The 25403-nt window shown below is 55.2% G+C and carries 27 protein-coding genes; 11 read left to right on the forward strand and 16 right to left on the reverse strand.

Annotated features, from left to right (window positions below; translation table 11 throughout):
- Nucleotides 1–327: 327 nt before the first annotated feature.
- Nucleotides 328–819 (reverse strand): YajQ family cyclic di-GMP-binding protein, encoded by a 492-nt coding sequence (locus ABLV66_RS19600; protein ID WP_045390897.1) that lies wholly within the window; start codon nt 817–819, stop codon nt 328–330.
- 137 nt (nt 820–956) lie between these two features.
- Here ABLV66_RS19600 and panE point away from each other — a divergent pair, with 137 nt between their 5' ends.
- The 3 genes from panE to ABLV66_RS19615 are packed head-to-tail and all read left to right on the forward strand — an operon-like array spanning nt 957 to nt 2952.
- Nucleotides 957–1868 (forward strand): 2-dehydropantoate 2-reductase, encoded by a 912-nt coding sequence (gene panE, locus ABLV66_RS19605; protein WP_047044505.1) that lies wholly within the window; start codon nt 957–959, stop codon nt 1866–1868.
- Nucleotides 1831–2424, forward strand: a complete 594-nt coding sequence (gene yajL, locus ABLV66_RS19610; RefSeq protein ID WP_047044507.1) for a protein deglycase YajL — start codon at nt 1831–1833, stop codon at nt 2422–2424. The genes panE and yajL overlap by 38 nt, the downstream gene beginning before the upstream one ends.
- 51 nt (nt 2425–2475) lie before the next feature.
- Nucleotides 2476–2952, forward strand: coding sequence for an SRPBCC family protein (locus ABLV66_RS19615; RefSeq protein WP_047078659.1), 477 nt, complete (start codon nt 2476–2478; stop codon nt 2950–2952).
- A 67-nt stretch (nt 2953–3019) separates the two neighbouring features.
- On the opposite strand, the gene thiI is transcribed toward ABLV66_RS19615, so the two are convergent.
- A complete protein-coding gene (gene thiI, locus ABLV66_RS19620) occupies nt 3020–4468 on the reverse strand; it encodes a tRNA uracil 4-sulfurtransferase ThiI (RefSeq protein WP_047044510.1) in 1449 nt (482 codons plus the stop codon).
- A gap of 234 nt (nt 4469–4702) precedes the next feature.
- On the opposite strand from thiI, the gene xseB reads away from it, so the two are divergent.
- The 4 genes from xseB to ABLV66_RS19640 are packed head-to-tail and all read left to right on the forward strand — an operon-like array spanning nt 4703 to nt 8760.
- Nucleotides 4703–4945, forward strand: coding sequence for an exodeoxyribonuclease VII small subunit (xseB, locus tag ABLV66_RS19625; protein WP_045390907.1), 243 nt, complete (start codon nt 4703–4705; stop codon nt 4943–4945).
- Nucleotides 4946–5845: a (2E,6E)-farnesyl diphosphate synthase gene (ispA, locus tag ABLV66_RS19630; protein ID WP_047078660.1), complete on the forward strand. Its 900-nt coding sequence runs from the start codon at nt 4946–4948 to the stop codon at nt 5843–5845.
- Between the two features lie 18 nt (nt 5846–5863).
- Nucleotides 5864–7726: a 1-deoxy-D-xylulose-5-phosphate synthase gene (gene dxs / locus ABLV66_RS19635; protein ID WP_047068049.1), complete on the forward strand. Its 1863-nt coding sequence runs from the start codon at nt 5864–5866 to the stop codon at nt 7724–7726.
- Nucleotides 7727–7785: 59 nt separating this feature from the next.
- Complete coding sequence (locus ABLV66_RS19640) at nt 7786–8760, forward strand: aldo/keto reductase (RefSeq protein ID WP_063416617.1); 975 nt, start codon at nt 7786–7788, stop codon at nt 8758–8760.
- 38 nt (nt 8761–8798) lie between these two features.
- Here the strand turns inward: ABLV66_RS19640 and pgpA are convergent, their stop codons facing one another.
- From pgpA to nrdR, 6 genes are all read right to left on the reverse strand, one after another.
- A complete protein-coding gene (gene pgpA, locus ABLV66_RS19645; RefSeq protein ID WP_015367991.1) occupies nt 8799–9266 on the reverse strand; it encodes a phosphatidylglycerophosphatase A in 468 nt (155 codons plus the stop codon).
- 25 nt (nt 9267–9291) lie between these two features.
- Entirely contained in the window at nt 9292–10269 is a 978-nt protein-coding gene (gene thiL / locus ABLV66_RS19650) for a thiamine-phosphate kinase (protein ID WP_045390918.1), read from the reverse strand.
- Nucleotides 10270–10342: 73 nt separating this feature from the next.
- Nucleotides 10343–10762, reverse strand: a complete 420-nt coding sequence (nusB, locus tag ABLV66_RS19655) for a transcription antitermination factor NusB (RefSeq protein ID WP_015367993.1) — start codon at nt 10760–10762, stop codon at nt 10343–10345.
- Between the two features lie 20 nt (nt 10763–10782).
- Nucleotides 10783–11253, reverse strand: coding sequence for a 6,7-dimethyl-8-ribityllumazine synthase (gene ribH, locus ABLV66_RS19660; RefSeq protein WP_001021161.1), 471 nt, complete (start codon nt 11251–11253; stop codon nt 10783–10785).
- 86 nt (nt 11254–11339) lie between these two features.
- A complete protein-coding gene (gene ribD, locus ABLV66_RS19665) occupies nt 11340–12443 on the reverse strand; it encodes a bifunctional diaminohydroxyphosphoribosylaminopyrimidine deaminase/5-amino-6-(5-phosphoribosylamino)uracil reductase RibD (protein ID WP_348876133.1) in 1104 nt (367 codons plus the stop codon).
- A 3-nt stretch (nt 12444–12446) separates the two neighbouring features.
- A complete protein-coding gene (gene nrdR, locus ABLV66_RS19670) occupies nt 12447–12896 on the reverse strand; it encodes a transcriptional regulator NrdR (protein ID WP_002890417.1) in 450 nt (149 codons plus the stop codon).
- 147 nt (nt 12897–13043) lie between these two features.
- On the opposite strand from nrdR, the gene ABLV66_RS19675 reads away from it, so the two are divergent.
- Nucleotides 13044–13583 carry a SadB/YajI family lipoprotein gene (locus ABLV66_RS19675; protein ID WP_015367995.1) on the forward strand — a complete coding sequence of 180 codons (540 nt, stop codon included), beginning with the start codon at nt 13044–13046 and terminating at the stop codon, nt 13581–13583.
- A 300-nt stretch (nt 13584–13883) separates the two neighbouring features.
- Nucleotides 13884–14768 carry a nucleoside-specific channel-forming protein Tsx gene (locus ABLV66_RS19680; RefSeq protein WP_015367996.1) on the forward strand — a complete coding sequence of 295 codons (885 nt, stop codon included), beginning with the start codon at nt 13884–13886 and terminating at the stop codon, nt 14766–14768.
- Between the two features lie 56 nt (nt 14769–14824).
- On the opposite strand, the gene ABLV66_RS19685 is transcribed toward ABLV66_RS19680, so the two are convergent.
- The 7 genes from ABLV66_RS19685 to queA all read right to left on the reverse strand — a co-directional run bounded on the left by ABLV66_RS19685 (nt 14825) and on the right by queA (nt 21912).
- Nucleotides 14825–15514 carry a helix-turn-helix transcriptional regulator gene (locus ABLV66_RS19685; protein WP_045390927.1) on the reverse strand — a complete coding sequence of 230 codons (690 nt, stop codon included), beginning with the start codon at nt 15512–15514 and terminating at the stop codon, nt 14825–14827.
- A 24-nt stretch (nt 15515–15538) separates the two neighbouring features.
- Nucleotides 15539–15904: a VOC family protein gene (locus ABLV66_RS19690; RefSeq protein WP_047044525.1), complete on the reverse strand. Its 366-nt coding sequence runs from the start codon at nt 15902–15904 to the stop codon at nt 15539–15541.
- A gap of 496 nt (nt 15905–16400) precedes the next feature.
- On the reverse strand, nt 16401–17372 hold the full coding sequence (secF, locus tag ABLV66_RS19695; RefSeq protein WP_015367999.1) for a protein translocase subunit SecF: 972 nt from the start codon (nt 17370–17372) through the stop codon (nt 16401–16403).
- A gap of 10 nt (nt 17373–17382) precedes the next feature.
- Nucleotides 17383–19230, reverse strand: coding sequence for a protein translocase subunit SecD (gene secD / locus ABLV66_RS19700; protein ID WP_015704558.1), 1848 nt, complete (start codon nt 19228–19230; stop codon nt 17383–17385).
- 26 nt (nt 19231–19256) lie between these two features.
- Nucleotides 19257–19589 (reverse strand): preprotein translocase subunit YajC, encoded by a 333-nt coding sequence (gene yajC, locus ABLV66_RS19705; RefSeq protein ID WP_003859109.1) that lies wholly within the window; start codon nt 19587–19589, stop codon nt 19257–19259.
- A 22-nt stretch (nt 19590–19611) separates the two neighbouring features.
- On the reverse strand, nt 19612–20739 hold the full coding sequence (gene tgt, locus ABLV66_RS19710) for a tRNA guanosine(34) transglycosylase Tgt (protein ID WP_015368001.1): 1128 nt from the start codon (nt 20737–20739) through the stop codon (nt 19612–19614).
- A 108-nt stretch (nt 20740–20847) separates the two neighbouring features.
- Nucleotides 20848–21912 carry a tRNA preQ1(34) S-adenosylmethionine ribosyltransferase-isomerase QueA gene (gene queA, locus ABLV66_RS19715; RefSeq protein WP_015368002.1) on the reverse strand — a complete coding sequence of 355 codons (1065 nt, stop codon included), beginning with the start codon at nt 21910–21912 and terminating at the stop codon, nt 20848–20850.
- 150 nt (nt 21913–22062) lie between these two features.
- Here queA and acpH point away from each other — a divergent pair, with 150 nt between their 5' ends.
- Both acpH and ABLV66_RS19725 read left to right on the forward strand, forming a co-directional pair.
- A complete protein-coding gene (gene acpH / locus ABLV66_RS19720; RefSeq protein WP_045390931.1) occupies nt 22063–22644 on the forward strand; it encodes an ACP phosphodiesterase in 582 nt (193 codons plus the stop codon).
- A 169-nt stretch (nt 22645–22813) separates the two neighbouring features.
- Nucleotides 22814–23416 (forward strand): peroxiredoxin, encoded by a 603-nt coding sequence (locus tag ABLV66_RS19725; protein WP_015368004.1) that lies wholly within the window; start codon nt 22814–22816, stop codon nt 23414–23416.
- Nucleotides 23417–23518: 102 nt separating this feature from the next.
- On the opposite strand, the gene ABLV66_RS19730 is transcribed toward ABLV66_RS19725, so the two are convergent.
- The gene (locus tag ABLV66_RS19730; protein WP_047044530.1) at nt 23519–25387 is read right to left on the reverse strand and encodes an amidohydrolase; all 1869 of its coding nucleotides are present in this window, start codon (nt 25385–25387) and stop codon (nt 23519–23521) included.
- Between the last annotated feature and the right edge of the window lie 16 nt (nt 25388–25403).

The raw sequence follows: 25403 nt of genomic DNA on the forward strand, positions 1-25403 counted from the left end.
GAATTCGTTCCGTGCATAATCAACTTTCCTTATTTCATGATTGAGATCAACGCTGTATGCCCCTCTTCTTCCGGGGTTTATTCACTCTCATGTTTTATCATGTAAGTATGAATTCATCGTTTTGAGGTTCAATTTGAGAAATTAATTAGCAAAACTAACCTGGCGTTGGTCATGAAAAAATATGCTGAATACTTTGTTGAAGGATTACAAAGCAGGAAGGAAGGGATCAGTAATGAAATCTAGATTTGCCGGAGAGCGGCTTAAGCCTTCTCTGGCATCGACATCAGCGCAATGCCCGAATGGCGTTGCGCCATCGGGCTTTGCGTGTTAATCGCGGAAGTTTTTGAACTGGAATGGCTGGCCGAGATCGCCGCTACGCACCAACGCCATTACTGACTGCAGATCGTCACGGGATTTACCTGTGACACGAATTTCTTCGCCCTGAATCTGCGTTTGTACTTTTAGCTTGCTGTCTTTAATCAATTTAACGATTTTCTTCTGTATTGCGCTCTCAATGCCCTGTTTCAGCTTAGCTTCGACAAACCAGGTTTTCCCGCTATGTACAAAGGTTTCTGGTACGTCGAGCGAACTTCCCTCAATGCCGCGCTTGAGCAGCTTCGCGCGTAAAATATCTAATAACTGATTGACCTGGAAATCAGACTCACTCAGCACCTTGATGGTTTTACTGGTTTCATTCAGCTCAAAGGTGGCTTCAACATTACGAAAATCAAATCGTGACTCGACTTCGCGGCTTGCGTTTTCGACCGCATTACGCGCTTCCTGAAGATCGACTTCAGAGACAATATCGAAAGATGGCATCTTTTCCTCTCCTTCCGTTTCTTTTGCGTTGCATAATACCCACAACGCGGCATAACTCAACTTGTTATCCCGGAAGCTTAGCTGATAACGCTATACTTTAGCTACAAGCGCCTGGGAGTCGCAGGTGAGGAGGAATAATGAAAGTAACCGTACTGGGATGCGGTGCACTGGGACAACTGTGGTTAACCGCGCTGTGTAAAAACGGACATGAGGTCCAGGGCTGGTTACGCGTCCCGCAACCATTTTGTAGCGTTAATCTCATTGAGACTGACGGTAGCACCTTTAACGAATCAATGACCGCTAACGATCCTGATTTTCTCGCCTCCAGCGATTTGCTACTGGTGACGTTAAAAGCATGGCAGGTTTCGCAGGCGGTGAAAAATCTGGCCGCTATATTACCGGCTTCGGCGCCTATTTTGCTTATTCATAACGGCATGGGCACCCTGAATGAATTAAAAAACATTAAGCAACCACTGCTGCTGGCGTCCACCACCCACGCCGCCCGACGCGATGGCAATGTCATCATTCACGTCGCCCAGGGAACCACTCATATCGGCCCTGCTAAAAGCTATAGCGAAGATTACAGCGACCTCGCCGACATCCTACAAAACGTACTACCGGATGTCGCCTGGCACGACAATATCCACCCGGCGTTGTGGAGTAAGCTGGCCGTCAACTGCGTGATTAACCCCCTGACCGCGCTGAAAGATTGCAGAAATGGCGATCTGCGTGATTTTCCGCATGAAATCAATGTTATCTGTCAGGAAGTCGCCGCAGTAATGCAACGTGAAGGCATTCATACGTCGGCAGAAAACCTGTTATTGTATGTGAATCAGGTCATTGAAAGTACTGCAGATAATATTTCATCGATGTTGCAGGACATCCGCGCGCAGCGGCATACGGAAATCGACTATATCACCGGTTTTCTGCTTAATCGCGCCCGGGCCCACGGTCTGTCAGTGCCGGAAAATGCCCGTTTATTTGAACAGGTAAAGCGAAAGGAGAATATTTATGAGCGCGTCGGCACTGATTTGCCTCGCCCCTGGTAGCGAAGAGACCGAAGCGGTCACCACTATCGATTTATTAGCGCGCGGCGGTGTGAAAGTGACCAACGCCAGCGTCGCCAGTGATGGCAATCTAACGATTGTCTGCTCAAGAGGCGTGAAGCTCCTCGCGGATGCGCCGCTGGTCGAAGTCGCCGATGGCGATTTTGATATCATCGTTTTGCCTGGCGGAATTAAAGGCGCCGAGTGCTTCCGCGACAGCCCTTTGCTGGTAGAAACCGTAAGACAATTTCATTTATCCGGGCGCATCGTGGCGGCAATCTGTGCCGCGCCAGCGACCGTTCTGGTGCCACATAATCTGTTCCCTATCGGCAACATGACCGGTTTCCCGGCGCTAAAAGAGCATATCCCCGCCGAACAGTGGCAGGATAAACGCGTCGTCTGGGATCCCAGGGTTAATTTGTTGACCAGCCAGGGGCCTGGAACATCTATTGATTTCGCCCTCAAAATGATTGACCTGCTGGTCGGGCGCGAAAAAGCGTATGAAGTGGCTTCGCAGTTGGTCATGGCTGCTGGCATCTATAATTACTACGAATCCTGATAGCCGGTCCGCGCAGCGGACTGGCCCCCCTGTATCTTGAGGAGCCGTAGCATGTCCCGTAGCGCAACCGATTCTCGTGACCTCGTCATTAGCCGCTGGCTCAGCGCGCCCACTTCAGCTCTCTGGCGCGCGTGGTCCGATCCGGCATTACTCAAAACCTGGTGGTGCCCTAAGCCGTGGTATACCGACGTTCTGGCCTTTGATTTGCGTCCAGGTGGGGCTTTTCACACCGTGATGCACGGCCCTGACGGTGAACGTAGCGATAACCCCGGCTGCTTTCTTGAAGTCATTCCGCAGCAAAAATTAGTCATGACCTCAATGCTAACCGAGAACTTTCGGCCGGCCGTTACCCCTTTTGCTATGACGGCTATTATTACCTTTGCGGATGAAAACGACGGCTGTCGCTATACGGCTACGGTACTGCATGCAGATGATGAAACCCGCGAGCAGCATGAAAAGATGGGATTTTTTGAGGGATGGAATATCGTTATCGATCAGTTGAATGCGCTGGCGATAACGCTACGCTGATACGCCAGCCAATAGATGTAAAAAAGCCTTCCCTAAGGGAAGGCTTTTCATAAGTAGTACAGGCGAATTACGGACGATACACTTTCACGTTAGTAAAGCCCTGCTCGCGCAGGTATAGCGCCTGCAGACGGCTCATCACGCCGCGCTCACACCACAACAGCCAGGTTTTGCTTTGATCGAGGTTGCCAAATTGGGTGCTCAGTTTATAGAACGGCAGCGAAACAACATCGACGCCTTCCACTTTTAATGGCTTGTCATCCTGCTCATCGATAGAACGAATATCGAGAATCACGTCATTGGCGCTGAAGCCGCTGACGGTTTCCACTTCCACCACGTCCTGCTGCGTTTGCTGGGCGATATCGCGAATATCGATGTTATTCGCTTCCTCAACCACTTTATCCAGAATGCTGAAGTCGAAGTTCTCTTCTTCCGCTTCGATCTTCGCTTTCACCGCTTTTACGGTTGGGCTCTTCGAGATAACGCCGCAGTATTCCGGCATGGTGCGGGCAAAATCTTCCGTGCCGATTTCACGCGCAAGATTGATGATGTGTTCTTTATCATGCGAAATCAGCGGACGCAGGATCAGCGTGTCAGAGACATTATCGATAAGACGCAGGTTGGTCAGCGTCTGGCTGGAGACCTGGCCCAGCGCTTCGCCGGTCACCAGCGCCTGCACGCCATAACGCTCAGCGACTTTCGATGCCGCACGCACCATCATACGTTTGAGCACCACCCCCATCTGACCATCATCGACTTTTTCAAGAATTTCGCCAACGACCGGCTCAAAATTGATTGCCACGAAACGAACGCGATGGGAGCTGCCGAAGCGGTTCCACAGATAGTGCGCCACCTGACGAACGCCGATTTCATGCGCCGCGCCGCCGAGGTTGAAGAAGCAGTAGTGTACGCGGCAGCCGCGGCGCATCAGCATATAGCTTGAAACCCCGGAGTCGAAACCGCCGGAGATGAGCGACAGCACATCTTCCTGAGTACCAATGGGGAAGCCGCCAATACCTTCATAGCGCCCTTTCACCAGCAACAGGCGATCGTTTTCAATCTCGAGGTTAACCGTCACGTCCGGGTCGGTGAGCTTCACGCGCGCCGATTCGATATGCTGGTTCAGGCCGCCTCCAACGTAGCGCTCAACCTCAATTGAGGTGAATTCATGTTTACCACGGCGCTTCACACGCACGCAGAAGCTTTTGCCTTCGAGCTGCTCGCGCCACAGCGGTAATGTCTGCTCAAAAATGTTGTGCAGCGAGGTGAAAGGTACATCTTCCACCTCCAGAATATGGTGAATGCCCGGGATACGGGTCAGCGCGTCGCGAATAGCCGGACGCTGATTTTCGTCTTTCGCGCGAACTTCGATATGATCCCAATGACGAACGACGGCGAGCGTCTCATCATAGTTTTTGAGAACGTTACGAATGTTCCCGGTTAAAATTTTAATAAAGCGCAACCGCACAGATTGGCTTTTGATGGTGATTTCCGGGAACAATTTAATGATAAACTTCATGGCGACAATAGTTCGTTGGCAAGCCCGACGGGGCTTTAAGCAAAAAAGTTGTACAGGCGCAATACAGCGTCTGCATCCAGGGCGCGGAGTATACCATCATTGTTCGCTTTTCGCCTGGCATTGCGCATTTTCGCAAAAATGTATCCGTAGGGTGAATGCCGCGAGTTTGCTTAACCGCCCGACTCCGTTACCATACTGATAGCCATCGAGACATAACAAGAGTCTATATTCACTATGCCAAAGAAAAATGAGGCCCCGGCCAGCTTTGAGAGCGCTTTAGGCGAACTCGAGCAGATCGTTAATCGTCTGGAAAGCGGCGCACTACCGCTGGAAGAAGCGCTCAGCGAATTTGAACGCGGGGTGCAGCTCGCACGCCAGGGCCAGACGAAACTGCAACAGGCCGAGCAGCGTGTCCAAATTCTGCTGGCCGATAGCGAAGATGCGCCGTTGACTCCCTTTACGCCGGACGCTGAATAAATGGACTTCCCGCAACAATTACAGGCCTGTGTCACCCAGGCCAATGACGCGCTGCGCCGTTTTATCTCCCCGCAGCCGTTTCAGAACACTCCGCTGGTTGAAGCCATGCACTATGGCGCATTATTAGGCGGTAAACGGCTGCGCCCTTTCCTGGTTTACGCCACCGGCGAGATGTTCGGCGTTAGCCGTTCCACGCTGGATGCCCCAGCCGCCGCCGTCGAATGCATTCATGCCTACTCGCTGATGCATGACGATCTGCCGGCGATGGACGACGACGATCTGCGCCGCGGTCAACCCACGTGCCACATCAAGTTTGGCGAAGCGAACGCTATTCTTGCCGGTGACGCCCTGCAAACGTTGGCATTTTCTATACTGAGTGATACGCCGATGCCGGAAGTGCCGGATCGCGACCGTCTGGCGATGGTTTCCGAACTGGCCCAGGCCAGCGGCGTCGCCGGAATGTGCGGCGGTCAGGCGCTGGATCTCGAGGCGGAAGGCAAACAGGTCGATCTGCAGACGCTGGAGCGAATTCACCGTCACAAGACCGGAGCGCTTATCCGCGCGGCGGTTCGTCTTGGTGCGCTGAGCGCCGGCGAGCGTGGCCGTCAGGCGCTGCCGGCGCTCGATCGCTTTGCGGAGAATATCGGTCTCGCCTTCCAGGTGCAGGATGACATTCTTGATGTGGTAGGTGATACTGCGACTCTTGGCAAACGTCAGGGTGCCGACCAACAGTTAGGCAAAAGTACCTATCCGGCGCTTTTGGGTCTTGAGCAAGCCCAGCGGAAAGCACGCGATCTGGTTGCCGATGCCCGCCAGGCGCTAGATGAACTGGCTGTGCAATCGCTGGATACCACGGCACTGGAAGCGCTCGCGAATTACATTATTCAGCGCGATAAATAAACAATAAATGAGTCTCTGATGAGTTTTGATATTGCCAAATACCCAACCCTGGCGCTGGTAGATTCCACCCAGGAGTTGCGCCTGCTGCCAAAAGATAGCCTGCCTAAGCTCTGCGATGAGCTGCGCCGCTATCTTCTGGACAGCGTGAGCCGCTCAAGCGGCCATTTTGCCTCTGGCCTTGGCACGGTTGAACTGACCGTGGCGCTGCACTATGTCTACAATACGCCGTTCGACCGCTTAATCTGGGACGTCGGTCATCAGGCCTACCCGCACAAAATTCTCACTGGTCGTCGCGACAAAATCGGCACTATCCGGCAGAAAGGCGGGCTGCATCCGTTCCCATGGCGCGGCGAAAGCGAATATGACGTACTGAGCGTCGGTCACTCCTCCACCTCTATCTCCGCCGGGATCGGCGTCGCTATTGCCGCCGAAAAAGAAGGCAAACAGCGACGTACCGTTTGCGTCATTGGCGATGGCGCTATCACCGCCGGGATGGCATTTGAGGCGATGAACCACGCGGGCGATATCAAACCAGACATGCTGGTCGTGCTGAACGACAATGAAATGTCGATCTCAGAGAATGTCGGCGCGTTGAACAACCATCTGGCGCAGTTGCTCTCCGGCAAGCTGTATTCCTCGCTGCGTGAAGGTGGCAAAAAAGTCTTCTCCGGCGTACCGCCGATTAAAGAACTGCTTAAACGTACCGAAGAGCATATTAAAGGTATGGTGGTGCCCGGCACGCTGTTCGAAGAGATGGGCTTTAACTACATCGGCCCGGTAGATGGCCACGATGTGCTGGGTCTGGTTAATACGCTGAAGAATATGCGCGACCTGAAAGGACCGCAGTTCCTGCACATCATGACCAAAAAAGGCCGCGGATATGAACCGGCCGAAAAAGACCCCATCACCTTCCATGCGGTACCAAAATTCGATCACACCAGCGGCGTGCTGCCAAAAAGCAGCGGCGGCCTGCCAACATATTCTAAAGTCTTTGGCGACTGGCTGTGCGAAACCGCGGCGAAGGATGACAAACTGATGGCCGTCACTCCGGCGATGCGTGAAGGTTCGGGCATGGTCGAGTTCTCGAAGAAATTCCCCGATCAATATTTTGATGTCGCCATTGCCGAACAGCACGCAGTCACCTTTGCCGCCGGGATGGCGATTGGCGGCTATAAGCCGATCGTGGCGATCTACTCAACCTTCCTGCAGCGCGCTTACGATCAGGTGATCCATGACGTCGCCATTCAAAAGCTGCCGGTGCTGTTTGCAATCGATCGTGCGGGCATCGTCGGCGCCGACGGTCAGACACACCAGGGAGCGTTCGATCTCTCCTTCCTGCGCTGCATTCCGGAAATGGTGATCATGACCCCGAGCGACGAAAATGAATGTCGCCAGATGCTCTACACCGGTTATCACTATAACGACGGCCCTAGCGCGGTACGCTATCCGCGCGGTACCGGAACCGGCGCCGCGCTTGAGCCGCTGGCGTCGCTGCCGATCGGGAAAGGAGTGGTGAAACGTAACGGCCAGAAGCTGGCAATCCTTAACTTCGGGACATTATTGCCGGAAGCCGCGCAGGTTGCGGAAAAACTCAATGCGACGCTGGTCGATATGCGTTTTGTGAAACCGCTTGATGACGCGCTAATCCTGCAGCTTGCCGCCGATCACGATGTGCTGGTCACCCTTGAAGAGAACGCCATCATGGGTGGTGCAGGCAGCGGCGTAAACGAGCTTTTGATGGCCCACCGTCGCCCGGTACCGGTGCTGAACATCGGCCTGCCGGACTTCTTTATCCCACAGGGGACTCAGGAAGAAGTTCGCGCCGATCTCGGCCTTGATGCCGCCGGTATCGAAGCCAAAATCCGCGACTGGTTGGCATAATTGCCCATACCGCTCCTGCTATGCTTAAAGGATACCTTTTAAAGTAGCAGGAGCGTCTTATGCACTACATCCCTCTTGGCGATACCCATCTTCGTGTTTCCCGACTCTGTCTCGGTTGTATGACCTTCGGCGAACCTGACCGCGGCAATCACGCCTGGACGCTCCCTGAAGAGAGCAGCCGTCCGCTGATTAAACGTGCGCTGGAAGGCGGAATTAACTTCTTTGATACCTCGAACAACTATTCCGATGGCAGCAGCGAAGAGATACTTGGCCGCGCGCTGCGGGAGTACGCTCGCCGCGATTCGGTGATCGTCGCCACCAAAGTTTATCACCAGGTCGGCGATCTGCCGCAGGGACTATCACGCGCGCAAATCATGCGATCCATTGACGATAGCCTGCGCCGTCTGGGAATGGACTATGTCGACCTGTTGCAGATCCACCGCTGGGATTACGCCACGCCCATCGAAGAGACGCTGGAGGCGCTCAGCGATGTCGTACGCGCCGGGAAAGCGCGCTATATCGGCGCATCATCAATGCATGCCCGCCAGTTCGCCCAGGCGCTCGCCCTGCAGGAACAGAACAATTGGGCGCGCTTCGTCACCATGCAGGATCACTACAACCTGATTTATCGCGAAGAAGAAAACGAGATGCTGCCGCTATGCCAGCGCAAAGGGATTGCGGTCATGCCGTGGAGCCCGTTGGCGCGCGGCCGACTAACACGACCATGGGGAGAAACGACCGCACGCCTCGTCTCCGATGAGTTCGGTAAATCGCTGTATAGCGCCACCGACGCCAATGATGAGCAGATAGCACAGAAGCTGGAGGAAGTGGCTGAGGAGTTAGACGCCAACCGCGCGCAGGTGGCGCTGGCCTGGCTATTAAGCAAGCCCGGCGTGGCAGCGCCGATTATTGGCGCCTCGCGGCAGGAACAGTTGGATGAGCTCCTTCATGCCGTCGATTTAACCCTGACGCCAGAACAGATCGACAAGCTGGAGGCGACCTATCGGCCCCATCCAATCGTCGGCTTCAAATAACGCCGCAATTTAGACCCCGGCCGCGCCGGGGTGCAGATTTAGAGTAGACCTATCGGCCAGTGGTGGCCAATCAGATACAGTACGCCGGCGGAGATCACCCCGGCGACGATATCGTCGACCATAATCCCCATTCCGCCATGAATGTTGCGATCGAACCAGCGGATTGGCCATGGCTTCCACATATCGAAGATACGGAAAATAACGAAGCCGGCGGCCACCCACTGCCAGTCCATCGTCGGTAGCGCCATCAGGGTGATCCACATCCCGACAAACTCATCCCAAACGATGCTGCCGTGATCATGGGTGCCCATATCTTTAGCCGTACGGTGGCAAAGATAGACGCCAATACAGATGCTCATCATCACCACCAGCGAATAGAGCTGCCAGGGAAGAAAGGTCATCAGATACCAGAACGGAATCGCCGCCAGCGACCCCATGGTTCCCGGAACCACCGGGCTCAGCCCGCTACCGAACCCGGTCGCCAGCAGGTGCCAGGGATTGCGCATATTGAGGCGGCTTTTCGCCTCGTCTCTACTGCGTGCCAAAATGATCGTACCCCTTTAAATCCAATTTAATCGGCTTACCCTCACGGATAAACTGCAGTCCATCTGCTTCCGCCACGATCTGGCCGATACAGGTAAAACGCGCGCCTAGCTGACCAATCGCGACATCCAACGCCCCGCGGTTCAGCTCAGGTACGGTAAAGCACAGCTCATAATCTTCGCCGCCGGCGAGCGCCCAGCGCAGCGCCTGCTCAGGATCGACCTGCCGCAGCATAGCATCGGAGTACGGCATCGCATCGAGATCGATACGCGCGCCGCAGGCGCTGGCCTTCAGGATATGACCAAGGTCTGAGATCAGACCGTCAGAAAGATCGATCGCTGAATTGGCCAGGTCGCGCAGCGCCTGCCCCTGCAGCACGCGGGGCATCGGACGCAAATGGCGCGCCAGCAGGTAATCGGCATCCGCTGGCGAATCGACCGTTAACCGGTCCTGTAAAAGCGCCAGCCCGGCGGCGCTGTCGCCCGGCGTGCCGGTGACATAAATCCAGTCACCAGGCTTGGCCCCGGAACGCTTCATCGCGCGCCCCGGCGGCACAAAGCCGTGGATACCCAGCGTCATCGACAGCGGCCCTCGGGTGGTGTCGCCGCCGATTAGCTGCATATCATAATAGTTAAGCTGGACAAACAGACTGTCGCTAAAGGCTTCAAGCCACGCTTCGTCTGCTTCCGGCAAGGTGAGCGCCAGCGTTAACCACGCCGGTTCCGCGCCCATCGCCGCCAAATCGCTCAGGTTCACCGCCAGCGCTTTATACGCCAGGTCGGCAGGGTCGATGTCGGCTAAAAAGTGGTTGCCCGCCACCAGGGTGTCGGTGCTGATTGCCAGCGTTTTTTTCTCGGGGATATTCAGGAGCGCGCAGTCATCGCCAATGCCGGTTTCAACATCAAGGCGGGCGCTTTTAACGCGATCAAAATAACGGGCAATCAGGGAAAATTCGCCGCATGCCATACGTTATGCCTCAGCAAAGAAAAGAATAAGGCCGGGTTCGCAGGATTAGATCCTGCAAAGCCCGGCCTGCAGTTTACTTTTTGCGGGGACGGATTACCGGGGCCGCTTTATCCAGCACGCCGTTGACAAACTTGTGGCTATCTTCAGCGCCGAAGGTTTTCGCCAGCTCGATAGCTTCGTTGATAGCCACTTTGTACGGCACGTCGTCACGCTTCGACAGCTCAAACAGCGCGATACGCAGTACCGCTTTTTCTACCTGACCCAGCTCTTCCAGCTGGCGCGACAGGTATGGCTTCATCAGACCGTCGAGATACGCGCTGTTAGTCGCCACTCCGGACAGCAGTTCGCGGAAATACAGAACGTCGACATCTTTTACATCCTGTTCCGCCAGGAACTGGTATTCAACATCAGCGATGTCGTTCTGGGACAACTGCCAGGAGTAGAGCGCCTGGACGGCACACTCACGGGCGCGGCGACGAGCAGCAGGTTTCACGGAATTCCCCTTACAAAAAATCAGGCCTTGATGGCTTTCAATACGTTAATCATTTCCAGCGCGGTCAGCGCGGCTTCTGCGCCTTTGTTACCGGCTTTGGTGCCAGCGCGTTCGATGGCTTGTTCAATACTTTCAGTAGTCAGAACACCGAAGGCTACCGGGATTTCACTGTCCTGAGCGACGTGCGCCAGGCCATTGCTTGCACCGCCAGCCACATATTCAAAGTGGGCGGTACCGCCGCGAATCACCGTACCCAGCGCGATCACCGCGTCATATTTACCGGTTTTTGCCAGTGCGCCAGCCGCCAGCGGCAGCTCATACGCGCCTGGAACCCAAACAACGGTGATGTTTTCATCTTTTACCTGACCAATGCGCTTGAGGGCGTCAATCGCGCCTTCCAGCAGGCTGTCATTGATAAAGTTGTTGAAACGCGCAATGGTGATGGCGACGCGAGCGTCCGGGGTAGCAACGTTAGCTTCAATAATGTTCATACTCTTCCTTCGGGTTCATGTGCCCCGCAAGGGGGGCGGATTTTATCATAATATTCTGGGCGCTGCTTCCTAATATTAGGAATACATCACGCAGTCGTTAAATGCAGGCAGACATCGGGGCCGACCTGACGTATCTCGTTGAATTTGAAATGGGGGGCCTGGCTCAGTTTCTCAAGCCCCGGCAGCGCGCATAAACCGCGCGCATCACTGCCTAACAGTTTAGGCGCAATATAGACGATAAGCTCATCCACCAGCCCGGCCTGTAGCAAAGCGCCGGCCAGCGTCGGCCCCGCTTCCACCCAAATACTGTTCACCTGCTGTTTACCGAGCTGCATCATTAGCAGCACGAGGTCAAGATGGCCGTTATGCTCCGGCACCAGCAGGGTACGCACGTTGTCAGGCCAGGCACGTTCATCGGCATGGGTGCGGGCGAAGAGGGTTTCACCTTGCTGCTGAACAATTCGATGCTCCGGCGTGACGCGGTTTTGGCTATCGATGACGATACGCAGCGGCTGTCGCAGGTTCTCCTGCGGATAGAGCGCCTGCGTATCGGCGCTCAGCTCCTGCCAGCGCACGGTCAGCGCCGGATCGTCCGCCAGCACCGTCGCGCTGCTGGTGAGAATGGCGTGGCTCTGCGCGCGCAGGCGCTGCACGTCGCGTCGCGCCTGCGGCGAGGTGATCCACTGGCTTTCGCCGCTGGCCATCGCCGTACGGCCATCGAGCGAAGCGCCCATCTTCAGCTGGATCCACGGAAAACCGGTACGCATGCGCTTCAGAAAACCTTTATTCAGCGCTTCCGCTTCATTCATCATCAGCCCATGGCTGACGTCAATGCCGGCCTGCTGCAGGCGATACAGGCCGCGACCGGCCACCTGTGGATTCGGGTCCTGCATTGCCGCTACCACGCGAGCCACGCCCGCGGTGATCAGCGCGTCGCAGCACGGCGGCGTGCGGCCATGGTGGCTGCAGGGCTCCAGGGTGACGTAGGCGGTCGCGCCTTTGGCTTTCTCGCCGGCCATGCGCAGCGCGTGCACTTCCGCGTGCGGCTCGCCGGCCCGATAATGGAAGCCCTCGCCGACGATCTCGCCGTCTTTTACAATCACGCAGCCGACGTTGGGATTAGGATGGGTAGTAAAGCGTCCGCGCGCGGCAAGCTTCAGCGCTCGCGCCATGTACATTTCGTCCTGCATGGCTTAGTCCTGTAAACGGGCGATTTCTTCGCCGAACTCTTTAATATCTTCGAAACTGCGATAGACGGAAGCGAAGCGAATATAGGCGACCTTGTCGAGCTTCTTCAGTTGTTCCATCACCAGATTACCGATCATTTTACTCGCGACTTCACGCTCGCCGGTGCCGCGCAGATGGGTTTTAATATGATTTACCGCCATTTCGACGTCATCGGCGCTGACCGGGCGCTTTTCCAGCGCTTTCAACATCCCGCTACGCAGCTTGTCTTCGTTAAAAGGTTCGCGCACGTCGTTGCTTTTTACCACCCGCGGCATCACCAGTTCCGCCACTTCAAAAGTGGTAAAGCGTTCATTGCAGACCAGGCACTGCCGACGACGACGCACGGAGGAGCCTTCGCCGACCAGGCGAGAATCGATGACTTTGGTATCCACGGCGAAACAGAAAGGGCAATGCATGGCGCGTCCTGACAGGTAGTTAATCTGAAGGGTAGTTTACCCTGAAGTCAGCGGACTACAAAGAAAGAGCTTTTGAGACAAAGGATCTATGGTAGGTCAATTCAGTTTAGCTACCATTAATCATCCTCTGTAAACGGAATCCTGACCATGACAAGACGTTACCTACAACTGGCTATCATCGGCAGCCTGTTCACCCTTACCGCCTGCGCCCAGCAAAGCGAAGTTCGTCAGATGAACGAGAGCGTCAGTACGCTGAGCAAAGAGATGACCCAGTTGAATCAGCAAACAATAAAAATCACCCAGCAAAACGCACTGAATGCTAAATCAACCCGCGGCGTTTATCTGCTGCCGGAGGCCAAAACCCCGGCGCGGCTGGAGAGCCAGATCGGCACCCTGCGTATGTCAGTGGGTAGCATTACGCCAGATGGCGACGGTTCGCGCCTGACCTTACGCATCCAGGGCGAGTCTAACGATCCGCTCCCGGCCTTTACCGCAACCGTCGCTTCCGGACAGATTACCGGGACTACCCACAGCTATCAGGAAGTCAACGTCCAGGATCAATTGATTAGCGCCCCGGCCAGCATCCTGGCGCCCAGCGATGTCGATATCCCGCTGCGCCTGAATGTGACGCCTGATAAAGTCGGCTTTATTCGTATCCACGATATCCAACCCGCCAGCGCGCAGTAAGCGCTCACGCCGGGCAAAACGGCCCGGCGACCCGCTTTCATCACTCGATATTATCCATTTACAACTTTTCATAAGAGTTCATTAGAAATCGTTCCTGATGGCGATTTTCAGTAGCATTTTGTCAAGAAATGCATAGAATCGTGAACGCAATCGATTACGCATGTTCTGGTTATGTGAAACAACACGTATTTTTGTGAGCAATGATTTCTATAATAGACCCCCACAGAAAGACGAAATATTTAGCAACGCTTCGGCAATTTTCTTAACGCCTTTTGGCTTAATTTAAACAGTGGCATCAACATGAAAAAAACATTACTGGCAGCGAGCGCTGTTGTGGCGCTTTCCGCTTCTTTCACCGCTGGCGCGGCAGAAACTGAAAAACCGCAGTACCTGTCTGATTGGTGGCACCAGAGTGTGAACGTGGTCGGCAGCTACCACACCCGTTTTGGACCGCAGATCCGTAACGATACCTATCTGGAATACGAAGCGTTTGCTAAAAAAGATTGGTTTGATTTCTACGGCTATATTGATGCCCCGGTCTTCTTCGGCGGCAACAGCACGGCGAAAGGTATCTGGAACAAAGGCTCCCCGCTGTTTATGGAGATCGAACCGCGTTTCTCTATCGACAAGCTGACTAACACCGATCTGAGCTTCGGGCCGTTCAAAGAGTGGTACTTCGCGAACAACTATATCTACGATATGGGCCGTAACGACTCCCAGGAGCAGAGCACCTGGTACATGGGTCTGGGTACCGACATCGATACCGGTCTGCCGATGAGCCTGTCGCTGAACATCTATGCCAAATACCAGTGGCAGAACTACGGCGCCTCCAACGAAAACGAGTGGGACGGCTACCGCTTCAAGGTGAAATACTTCGTTCCGCTGACCGACCTGTGGGGCGGTTCGCTGAGCTATATCGGCTTCACCAACTTCGACTGGGGTTCTGACCTCGGCGACGATAACTTCTACGATATGAACGGTAAGCACGCGCGTACCAGCAACTCTATTGCGTCCAGCCATATTCTGGCGCTGAACTACGCGCACTGGCACTACTCTATCGTCGCGCGTTACTTCCATAACGGCGGCCAGTGGGCTGATGATGCCAAGCTGAACTTCGGCGACGGCGACTTCAGCGTTCGCTCTACCGGCTGGGGTGGTTACTTCGTTGTCGGTTACAACTTCTAATTGCTGATACAGCAAGACAGCGCCCGGGACGCGTTTTACGCCAACCGGGCGTTTTTTTATTGCTCCTCACATCTCACCTTACGTAAGAAATCGCTCAATGAACGGTCGGCGCACTCGCTGAAACGACGCTCGGTCGCCCTTACCTCCAGACAACGATCGAGACGAAAGTTACGATAATCACTGCGCAGTTCGCACCAGGCCACCAGCAGCCAGCGCTCCCCCCAGAAAAACAGCCCCAGCGGCAACACTTCACGTCGCGTCACCTGACCGGATTCATCCTGATAGTGAAGCTGTAATACCTGCTGATTGGATACGGCCTGATGGATAACGTCAAAGTGGGTTTTAGCATAGCGATGCGCGCCAAGATCAGGGGCAAACAGCCGGGTCTGCTCCGCTTTGCGCCGCCTCTCCTCCGGCAAAATCGCCAGCATTTTTTCCTGGGCTGACTCCAGCGACTGCGAAAGCGCATCGCCGCCCCAGGTTTTTAACAGTCGAATCGCCGCAATGAGCGCTTCGGATTCTTTGGCGGTCAACATGAGTGGCGGCAGGTCGTAGCCCGCCAGCAGACGATAACCGCTCCCTGCCTCCCCCTCAACCGGGACACCGGAGAGCGAAAGGTCGCGAATATCGCGATAGACGGTACGCTCCGACACGCCCAACCGTTCAGCCAGCAACGCCGCGGTAGTTAGCCGCCTGCCGCGCAGGATCTGTACTATCTGAAATAAACGGTCGGCGCGTCGGGTCATTTCTCGTTTCGCTAAATAGTGAGGTTAAGCCGGTTGATGCAAGCCTACGCGGTTGCCTTCGCTGTCGGTAAACAGGGCGATGGCGCCAATATCATTCGGCAGCGTCAACGGGCCAAATACACACGCCCCACCCGCCGAGGCGACGCGATCCAGCGTGGCGGCAAGGTTGTCGGTGTGCAGATAAATAATAGCGCCCTGTGGCGATGGCGCGATCCCGTCAAATTTAGCCAACGCGCCGCCGGGGGCCGGGTCCTGATGCGGGAAGACGGCCAGGTCCGCGCAATCCATGGTTTCACGCCGTAGCGTCACCTGCATTACCGGCTCATAAAACGCGACGGCGCGATCCATATCAGCGACCGGAATTTCAAACCAGTTAATCACGTTGTTCATACTTCCTCCAGCTCGTTAGTGAGTTCAGAAGCAGTGTACGAGAGGGCTCCTGACAGCATACTGTCAGCAGTGTGCTAAGCGGTTTTCAGAATTTGGCATATCAGGTTGTGGGTATACTCAACCTGCGCAGATATCCCTGTTTGAAGGGTTATTGCAAGCGCAGCGCTTCCGGGCAATATCCGCGGATAAGGAGCCGCTTTTGCGCCGGATGGCGGCTGCGCCTTATCCGGCCTACGGTCCGTGCGGCCTGCCGTTAATTTATTCACCATGCGGGCTGAGGGCCGTGATTTGCAGGGATAAATGTTGCAGGTAGCGAGCTGACTGGCGAAGGTTAACTAAGTTTGTTTTATGCTGAAGATGAAGGTAGAGGCGAGGTTTTCTGGAGAAATGAGGGCTAAAGAGGCGATTTTTCCGCACTTGTAGCCGAGGCCGGATAATTTTGGCAAAAAAATCCCGGCCATCGAGGCCGGGATTGCTTTATATCAACTGAACCGGATTACGGCAGAATAGACGGCTGATCCGCCCCTTCTTTTTCGACCTTCTGCTGGATCAGATGCTCGCGCTTCATGCCCAGCTTCAACGCCAGCGCGGACGCGACGTAGATAGAAGAAGCCGTACCGATGGATACACCGATCAGCATGGTCAGCGAGAAGCCTTCCAGAATCGGGCCGCCGAAGAGGAACAGCATCAGGATCACCATCAGGGTGGTACCGGAGGTGATCAAGGTACGGTGCAGCGTCTGGGTCAACGACACGTTAAAGATTTCGTACGGCGTACCGCGACGGATCTTACGGAAGTTTTCACGGATACGGTCCGAAACCACGATACTATCGTTCAACGAGTAACCGATGACCGACATCAACGATGCGACGATGGTCAGGTCAATCTCGATGTGGAACAACGACAGCACGCCCATGGTAATCACCACGTCGTGCGCCAGTGCGATAACCACCCCTGCCGCCAGTCGCCATTCAAAGCGGAAGCCGACATAGATAAGGATACACACCAGCGCCGCAATCAGCGCCAGAGCGCCGGTTTGCGCAAGGTCCGCGCCCACGCTCGGGCCAACGAACTCAATTCGTTTCACCGTCGCGCTTTGGCTGGTCGATTCGTTAATCACGTTAACGACTTTACTGCCCAGCTCCTGGCTGCCGTTGGCATCGTGTACCGGCGGCATACGCACCATGATGTCGCGGCTGCTGCCGAAGTTCTGCAGCTGCGGCTCTTCAAAGCCCGCTTTCTGCAGCGAATCGCGCAGCTGGTCCATATCAACCGGTTTTTCGAGGGTAATTTCAATCACCGTACCGCCGGTGAAATCGAGACCCCAGTTAAACCCGCGGACGCCGATGATGGCGATCGACACAATCAGCAGAAAACCTGAAATGCCGAAGGCCCAGTAGTCCCAGCGCATAAAGTCCCAGACTTTACGGCCGTGGTTCAATTGTTCAACAGTATATTCCTGTGCCACAACGCACTCCTCAGATAGACAGCTTTTTCACGCGCTTGCCGCCGTACAGCAGGTTCACGATGGCACGGGTGCCGACGATAGCGGTAAACATTGAGGTCGCGATACCGATACCGGTAGTAATCGCAAACCCTTTAATGGCACCGGTACCGACCGCGTACAGGATGATAACCTTAATCAGCGTCGTCACGTTGGCGTCAAAGATGGAGCTAAATGCGCCCTTATAACCTTCGTCAATCGCCTGCTGAACGGTACGTCCGTTGCTCAGCTCTTCTTTGATACGCTCGTTAATCAGTACGTTAGCATCGACCGCCACCGCAAGGGTTAAGACGATACCCGCGATCCCCGGCATGGTCAGCGTCGCCCCAGGAATCAGGGACATAATGCCGACAATCAGCACCAGGTTAGCAATCAGCGCAGAGGTCGCAATCAGACCGAACTTCTTATAGAAGAAGATCATGAACAGGATAGAGACCACCAGACCGGCCAGACATGCTTCCAGGCCCTGCTTGATGTTCTGCATACCCAGAGTTGGGCCGATAGTACGCTCTTCAACGATCTGAATCGGCGCAATCAGGGCGCCCGCACGCAGCAGCAGAGAAAGCTGACGCGCTTCGGTCGGGTTGCTGATACCGGTGATACGGAAGCTATTGCCAAGGCGAGACTGGATGTTGGCGATGTTAATCACCTCTTCCTCTTTCGCAAGGATAGCGCGACCGTTGGCATCTTTCTTACCGCTGTCTTTGTACTCCACGAACAGGGTCGCCATCGGTTTACCGATGTTGTCCTTGGTGAAGTTAGACATAATGTTGCCACCTGCGCTATCGAGCGAGATGTTAACCTGCGGCTGGTTGTACTCGTCCATGCTGGAAGTGGAGTCGGTGATATGGTCGCCGGTCAGGATCACGCGCTTATACAGCACCACCGGACGGCCTTCACGGGTGTCTTTCACTTCCGAATCGCCCGGTACGCGGCCAGAAGCGGCTGCGGACTGATCGACGTTGGTGTTCACCAGACGGAATTCCAGCGTCGCGGTCGCGCCAAGGATTTCCTTCGCACGCGCGGTATCCTGGATACCCGGCAGTTCAACCACGATACGGTCGGAACCCTGACGCTGAACCAGCGGTTCGGCCACGCCGAGCTGGTTTACGCGGTTACGCAGAATGTTGATGTTCTGCTGAACGGCGTATTCACGGGCTTCTTTCAGACGTTCGTCGGTCATCACCGCTTTCAGCGCATTGTTACCCTGGCTTGAAATAACCAGATCGCGATGGCGCGGGCTGAGATAAGAGATAGCCTGATCGCGCGCCGCGCTGTCGCGGAAGACGATGCTCAGACCGTAGTTGTCTTCCTTACGCACGGTAGAGTAAGGAATGCCTTTGTCACGCAGCTCGCTGCGCAGACTATCGATGTTTTGTTCCTGCAGTTTGCCTAATGCGGTGTCCATGTCCACTTCCATCAGGAAGTGCACGCCGCCGCGCAGGTCAAGACCCAGCTTCATCGGCTCGGCATACATCGCCGCCAGCCAGCGCGGGGTCGCCGGAGCAAGGTTTAGCGCCACGACGTATTTGTCACCCAGCAGATTTACCAGCGCTTCGCGCGCTCGCAGCTGAGTATCGGTGGTGTCGAAGCGCGCAAGAATTGCGCCCTCTTCCAGTGCCACAGACTTCGCGGTGATTTTTTCTTCTTGTAAAGTTTTCTGGACCTGGATCAGCGTTTGCTCACTGGCGGCGACGCCGCGCGCGCCAGTGATTTGAACAGCCGGATCCTCACCATACAGGTTGGGAAGCGCGTAAATCAGGCCGACGATAATCACGACGACCAGCATAACGTACTTCCACAAAGGATAACGGTTTAACACGGCAGTTCCCTTAGGGAAAATGGTAATTACAGCGCCTTCATGGTGCCTTTCGGCAGAACGGCAGCTACGAAGTCACGTTTGATAACCACTTCGGTGGTATCGTTCAGCGCGATAGCGATGTAGCCGTTTTCCGCGACTTTAGTCACGCGACCAACCAGACCGCCGTTAGTCAGGACTTCATCACCTTTGGCGATGGAGTTCATCAGATTCTTGTGCTCTTTAGTACGTTTCTGCTGTGGGCGCAGGATCATGAAGTAAAAAATCAGACCGAACACCACCAGCATCAGAATCAGAGACATTGGGCTGCCCTGCGCCGGCGCGCCGGTTGCTGCTACCGCATCAGAAATAAAAAAGCTCATTGAAATTCCCTCATTATTAAAATTAATCAACGTTCAAAGGAGGAACGGAACGCCCCTGACGTTGGTAAAAATCGGTCACGAAGCTCTCTAATTTACCCTCTTCGATAGCCTTGCGTAAACCAGCCATTAAACGCTGATAGTAGCGCAGGTTATGAATGGTATTGAGGCGCGCGCCCAATATTTCGTTGCAACGATCAAGATGATGCAAGTAAGCACGTGAATAATTGCGACACGTATAGCAATCGCACTCAGCATCCAGCGGCGATGTATCGCTTTTATGCTTCGCGTTGCGGATTTTCACTACGCCATCGGTCACGAACAGATGGCCGTTACGCGCGTTGCGCGTCGGCATAACGCAGTCAAACATATCGATGCCGCGACGTACCCCTTCCACCAGGTCTTCCGGTTTCCCGACGCCCATCAGGTATCGCGGTTTATCTGCCGGGATCTGCGGGCAAACGTGCTCCAGGATACGGTGCATGTCTTCCTTCGGCTCGCCGACAGCCAAACCGCCGACAGCGTAGCCATCAAAGCCAATCTCTACCAGACCTTTAACCGAGATATCTCGTAAATCTTCGTAAACGCTGCCCTGAATGATGCCAAAGAGCGCGTTTTTGTTGCCGAGGCCATCGAAACGGTCGCGGCTGCGCTTGGCCCAGCGCAGAGACATTTCCATCGAACGCTTAGCGTAATCCCAGTCCGCCGGGTACGGCGTACATTCGTCGAAGATCATCACGATATCGGAACCGAGATCGTACTGAATCTCCATCGATTTTTCCGGATCGAGGAAAATCGGATCGCCGTTGATCGGATTGCGGAAATGCACGCCTTGTTCGGTGATCTTACGGATATCGCCAAGGCTGAAGACCTGGAAGCCGCCGGAATCGGTGAGGATCGGCCCTTTCCACTGCATGAAATCATGCAGGTCGCCGTGCAGCTTCATGATTTCCTGGCCCGGGCGCAGCCACAGGTGGAAGGTGTTGCCGAGGATGATTTGCGCGCCGGTGGCTTCAACTTCTTCCGGCGTCATCCCTTTGACGGTGCCGTAGGTGCCAACGGGCATGAAGGCTGGCGTTTCAACCACGCCGCGATCAAACACCAAACGGCCGCGACGCGCGCGGCCGTCGGTGGTATCAAGTTCAAATTTCATCATTGCTCCTGCGTCAGAAAAACAGTCCGACGTTTAAATACTCGCCACGGAATGACTCCGTGGCTAAAAAATGCGTCAAGGCGTCAGAAAGCCGGCGTGCCGGCCTTTTTAGGGACGCTCAGAAATAGCCTGCGGATTGTACGTGATAAACATCGCGTCCCCGTAGCTAAAAAAGCGATATTTTTGTTCTACCGCAGCCTTATAGGCGTTCATGGTGTGCTGATAGCCAGCGAAAGCGGAGACCAGCATAATCAGTGTGGATTCAGGGAGATGGAAGTTAGTCACCAGCGCATCGATGACTTTGTACTGATATCCCGGATAGATAAAGATCTGCGTATCGGCAAAGAACGGCTCAATCAGGCCATTTTTAGCCGCCTGCGCCGCGCTTTCCAGCGAACGCACGGAAGTGGTGCCGACGGCGATGACGCGGTTGCCGCGCGCTTTCGCCGCCAGAACCGCATCGACCACATCCTGCGGCACTTCCGCATACTCAGAGTGCATGATGTGCTCTTCGATGCTGTCAACGCGCACCGGCTGGAAGGTCCCCGCGCCAACATGCAGCGTCACAAACGCCATCTCGATGCCTTTCGCGCGCAGTTTTTCCAGCAGCGGATCGTCAAAATGCAGGCCGGCGGTCGGCGCGGCGACCGCGCCCGGCTTGGTGCCGTATACCGTCTGGTACAGCTCGCGATCGGCGTCTTCGTCCGGGCGGTCGATATACGGCGGCAGCGGCATATGACCGATGCTGTTCAGGATATCGAGCACCGGGCGCTCATCGTTGAATTCAACTTCAAAAAGCGCGCCGTGGCGCGCCAGCATCGTGGCGTTAATGCTCTCGTCATCGCCTAACAGCAGCTCCGCCCCCGGCTTCGGCGCTTTAGAGGCGCGAATATGTGCCAGAATACGTTTATCGTCCAGCATGCGCTCGACCAGCACTTCAATCTTGCCGCCGCTGGCTTTACGGCCAAACAGACGCGCCGGGATCACCCGGGTATTGTTAAAGACCAGCAAATCGCCAGGGTTGAGCTTATCGAGCAGATCGGTGAAAGTACCGTGCGTCAGCGCGCCCGTCGGCCCGTCCAGCGACAGCAAGCGGCAGCTACTGCGCTCCGGCTGTGGATAGTGAGCAATCAGGGATTCAGGTAATTCAAAGGAAAAATCGGTAACGCGCATGACGATGACTCAGACTAAATAAAGAGGCGGGTAGTCTAGTGCCGGGCGGGTCTTCCTGCAACCGTTACCCTATTCAACGCTGGATATAATAGCGGAATACCATGATTAACCAGCAAGAACGCCATGACCCTGTGAAGGATTGAAGTTGATATGAATTTTCTCGCGCATTTACACCTCGCCCATCTTGCGGATAGCTCGCTGCCGGGCAACCTGCTGGCCGATTTTGTCCGCGGTAACCCGCAGGGCGAGTATCCTGAGGATGTGGTTGACGGCATTTATATGCATCGGCGTATAGATGTAATGACCGACAATCTGGCGGAAGTTAAAACGGCGCGCGAATGGTTTCGCCCCGAGACCCGCCGGGTCGCGCCGATTTCCCTCGACGTGATGTGGGACCATTTCCTGTCGCATCACTGGGCGCAGCTGTCGCCGGATCTGCCGCTAAACGAGTTCGTGCGCTACGCCCACGCGCAGGTGGCGCAAATTCTGCCGGATTCGCCGCCGCGCTTTGTTAATCTCAACGAATATATGTGGTCCGAACGCTGGCTGGAACGTTATCAGGATATGGAATTCATTCAGCGTGTCCTGAACGGTATGGCCAGCCGCCGCCCGCGCCTCGATGCGCTGCGTGATTCATGGTACGACCTTGATAACCACTATGGGCAACTGGAACAGCAATTCTGGCGTTTTTATCCGCGAATGATGGACCAGGCGAAAAAGAGAACGCTGTAAAACCTTGCGCTTTCTCACAAAACGATTATTCTGAAAGCGCTATTGAATAATTATCAATAGGCAAAATCTATCTCATCGATTGTCAGCGCCGCATTGAGTTCCTGCCCGCCTCTGCCTATACTGGCCCGCGTTGCGTTCCAATTAACCTTAGTAATAACAGGAGAATCATATGGTTCTGGTTACTCGTCAGGCTCCGGACTTTACCGCTGCAGCAGTATTAGGTAACGGCGAAATCGTTGAGAAATTCAACTTCAAACAGCACACCAACGGTAAAGCTACCGTCCTGTTCTTCTGGCCAATGGACTTCACTTTCGTTTGCCCGTCTGAACTGATCGCTTTCGACAAGCGCTATGAAGAATTCCAGAAACGCGGCGTAGAAGTGGTTGGCGTTTCCTTTGACTCCGAGTTCGTTCACAACGCATGGCGTAACACTCCGGTAGACCAGGGCGGTATCGGCCCGGTTAAATACGCGATGGTTGCCGACATCAAACGTGAAATTCAGAAAGCATACGGCATCGAGCATCCGGACGAAGGCGTTGCGCTGCGCGGTTCCTTCCTGATCGACGCTAACGGCATCGTTCGCCACCAGGTTGTTAACGACCTGCCGCTGGGCCGTAACATCGACGAAATGCTGCGTATGGTTGACGCGCTGCAGTTCCACGAAGAGCACGGTGAAGTTTGCCCGGCTCAGTGGGAAAAAGGAAAAGAAGGTATGGCCGCTTCTCCGGAAGGCGTAGCTAAATACCTGACCGAGAACGTATCCAGCCTGTAATCGGCTAGACGTTTTAGTCAAAAGGCTCGCAAATGCGAGCCTTTTTTGTGCCTGTTATATTCGCTGTAGGTCCGGTAAGCGCAGCGCCACCGGGCAAAAGTATCAGAACGCGAAGCAAGAACAGCCTAATACGCCCCAGAAAGCCTGCTCATCCGCCACCGGAATCGACGACTTGCGCGCAATATCATGCTGATGTCCATGCACGCCGCAGCTGCCGCAGCACTGGTGCATCTGCACTACCGCGCCAATCTTCGCGGCCGCAGGCGGCGCCGAGCGATAATGCCCTGGCACTTTTACCACCGGCGACCACTCCGGCAATACCGGAATTGGCGGCGGCGCCAGCGGCGAGAAATGACCGGCCGCGTACACCACCTTGCCATCAACGATGGTCAATACCGACTCAATGCCTTTGATTTCCTCTTCCGCAACGCTGAAGTAGTCTTTTGACAGCACCACCAGGTCAGCCAGTTGCCCTTTCTCAATACGTCCTTTTTTACCCTGCTCGCTGGAGAACCACGCGCTACCGGCGGTCCATAGCTCAAGGGCGACGTCGCGCGGCAGACGGTTGTTATCATCGTACATCGCCATGCCGCCGACGGTACGCCCGGAAACCAGCCAGTACAGCGCGGTCCACGGGTTATAACTGGCGACGCGGGTCGCATCGGTACCCAGCCCTACCGGTACGTCCAGTTCCAGCATTTTCGCCACCGGCGGCGTATGTTTCACCGCCTCTTTGCCGTAGCGGTCGACAAAATACTCGCCCTGGAAGGCCATCCGGTGCTGCACCGCGATACCGCCGCCTAACGCCTTCACGCGTTCAATATTACGTTCGGTGATGGTCTCGGCGTGGTCGAAGAACCAGTGCAGGCCGTTAAATGGAATATCGCGGTTCACCTTCTCGAACACATCCAGCATTCGGCTAATCGACTCATCGTAGGTGGCATGCAGACGGAACGGCCAGCGATGTTCCACCAGATGACGAACCACCCGCTCCAGCTCATCCTCCATGCCTTGCGGCAGATCCGGCCGCGGCTGCAGGAAGTCTTCAAAATCCGCCGCCGAGAAGACCAGCATTTCACCAGCGCCGTTGGCACGATAGAAATCGGTGCCCTGCCCCGGCTTCAGCATGTCGGTCCAGCGCTCGAAATCATCCAGCTCCTGCTTCGGCCGCTGGGTAAAGAGGTTGTAGGCGATACGAACGGTCATCTGCTCTTTGGCATGCAGTTGCTCGATAATTTCGTAATCTTCCGGGTAGTTCTGGAAACCACCGCCGGCATCGATGGCGCTGGTTAATCCTAAGCGGTTCAGTTCACGCATAAACTGGCGCGTTGAGTTGACCTGCAGATCGAGCGGCAGCTTCGGCCCTTTGGCCAGCGTGGCATACAGGATCATGGCATTCGGTTTGGCGATCAGCATCCCGGTCGGGTTGCCGTTGTTATCGCGAACGATCTCGCCGCCCGCCGGATCCGGCGTCTCTTTGGTATAACCAACGGCTTTCAGCGCCGCGCGGTTAAGCAGCGCGCGATCGTACAGATGGAGTACGAATACCGGCGTGTCAGGCGCCGCTTCATTCAGCTCTTCCAGCGTCGGCATGCGGCGTTCGGCAAACTGGAATTCGCTCCAGCCGCCGACTACCCTCACCCACTGCGGCGACGGGGTACGATCGGCCTGATCTTTTAGCATACGCAGCGCATCCGCCAGCGATGGCACGCCTTCCCAGCGCAGCTCGAGGTTATAGTTCAGGCCGCCGCGAATCAGATGCAGGTGGGAGTCGTTAAGACCCGGGATCACCGTATGGCCTTTAAGATCGACAATTTGCGTCCCCTCGGCGGCGAACGTCATTATTCGATCGTGGCTTCCGGTCGCGAGAATTTTTCCCTCGGCGATGGCCACGGCTTCCGCCAGTGGGTTCGCGCGATCGAGCGTATGAATCTGACCGTGGGTCAGAATCAGTGTGGCAGTTTGCGACATAACACACTCCTTTAAG

Source organism: Klebsiella sp. CN_Kp073, from assembly GCF_040065495.2.
GTDB lineage: Bacteria > Pseudomonadota > Gammaproteobacteria > Enterobacterales > Enterobacteriaceae > Klebsiella > Klebsiella aerogenes.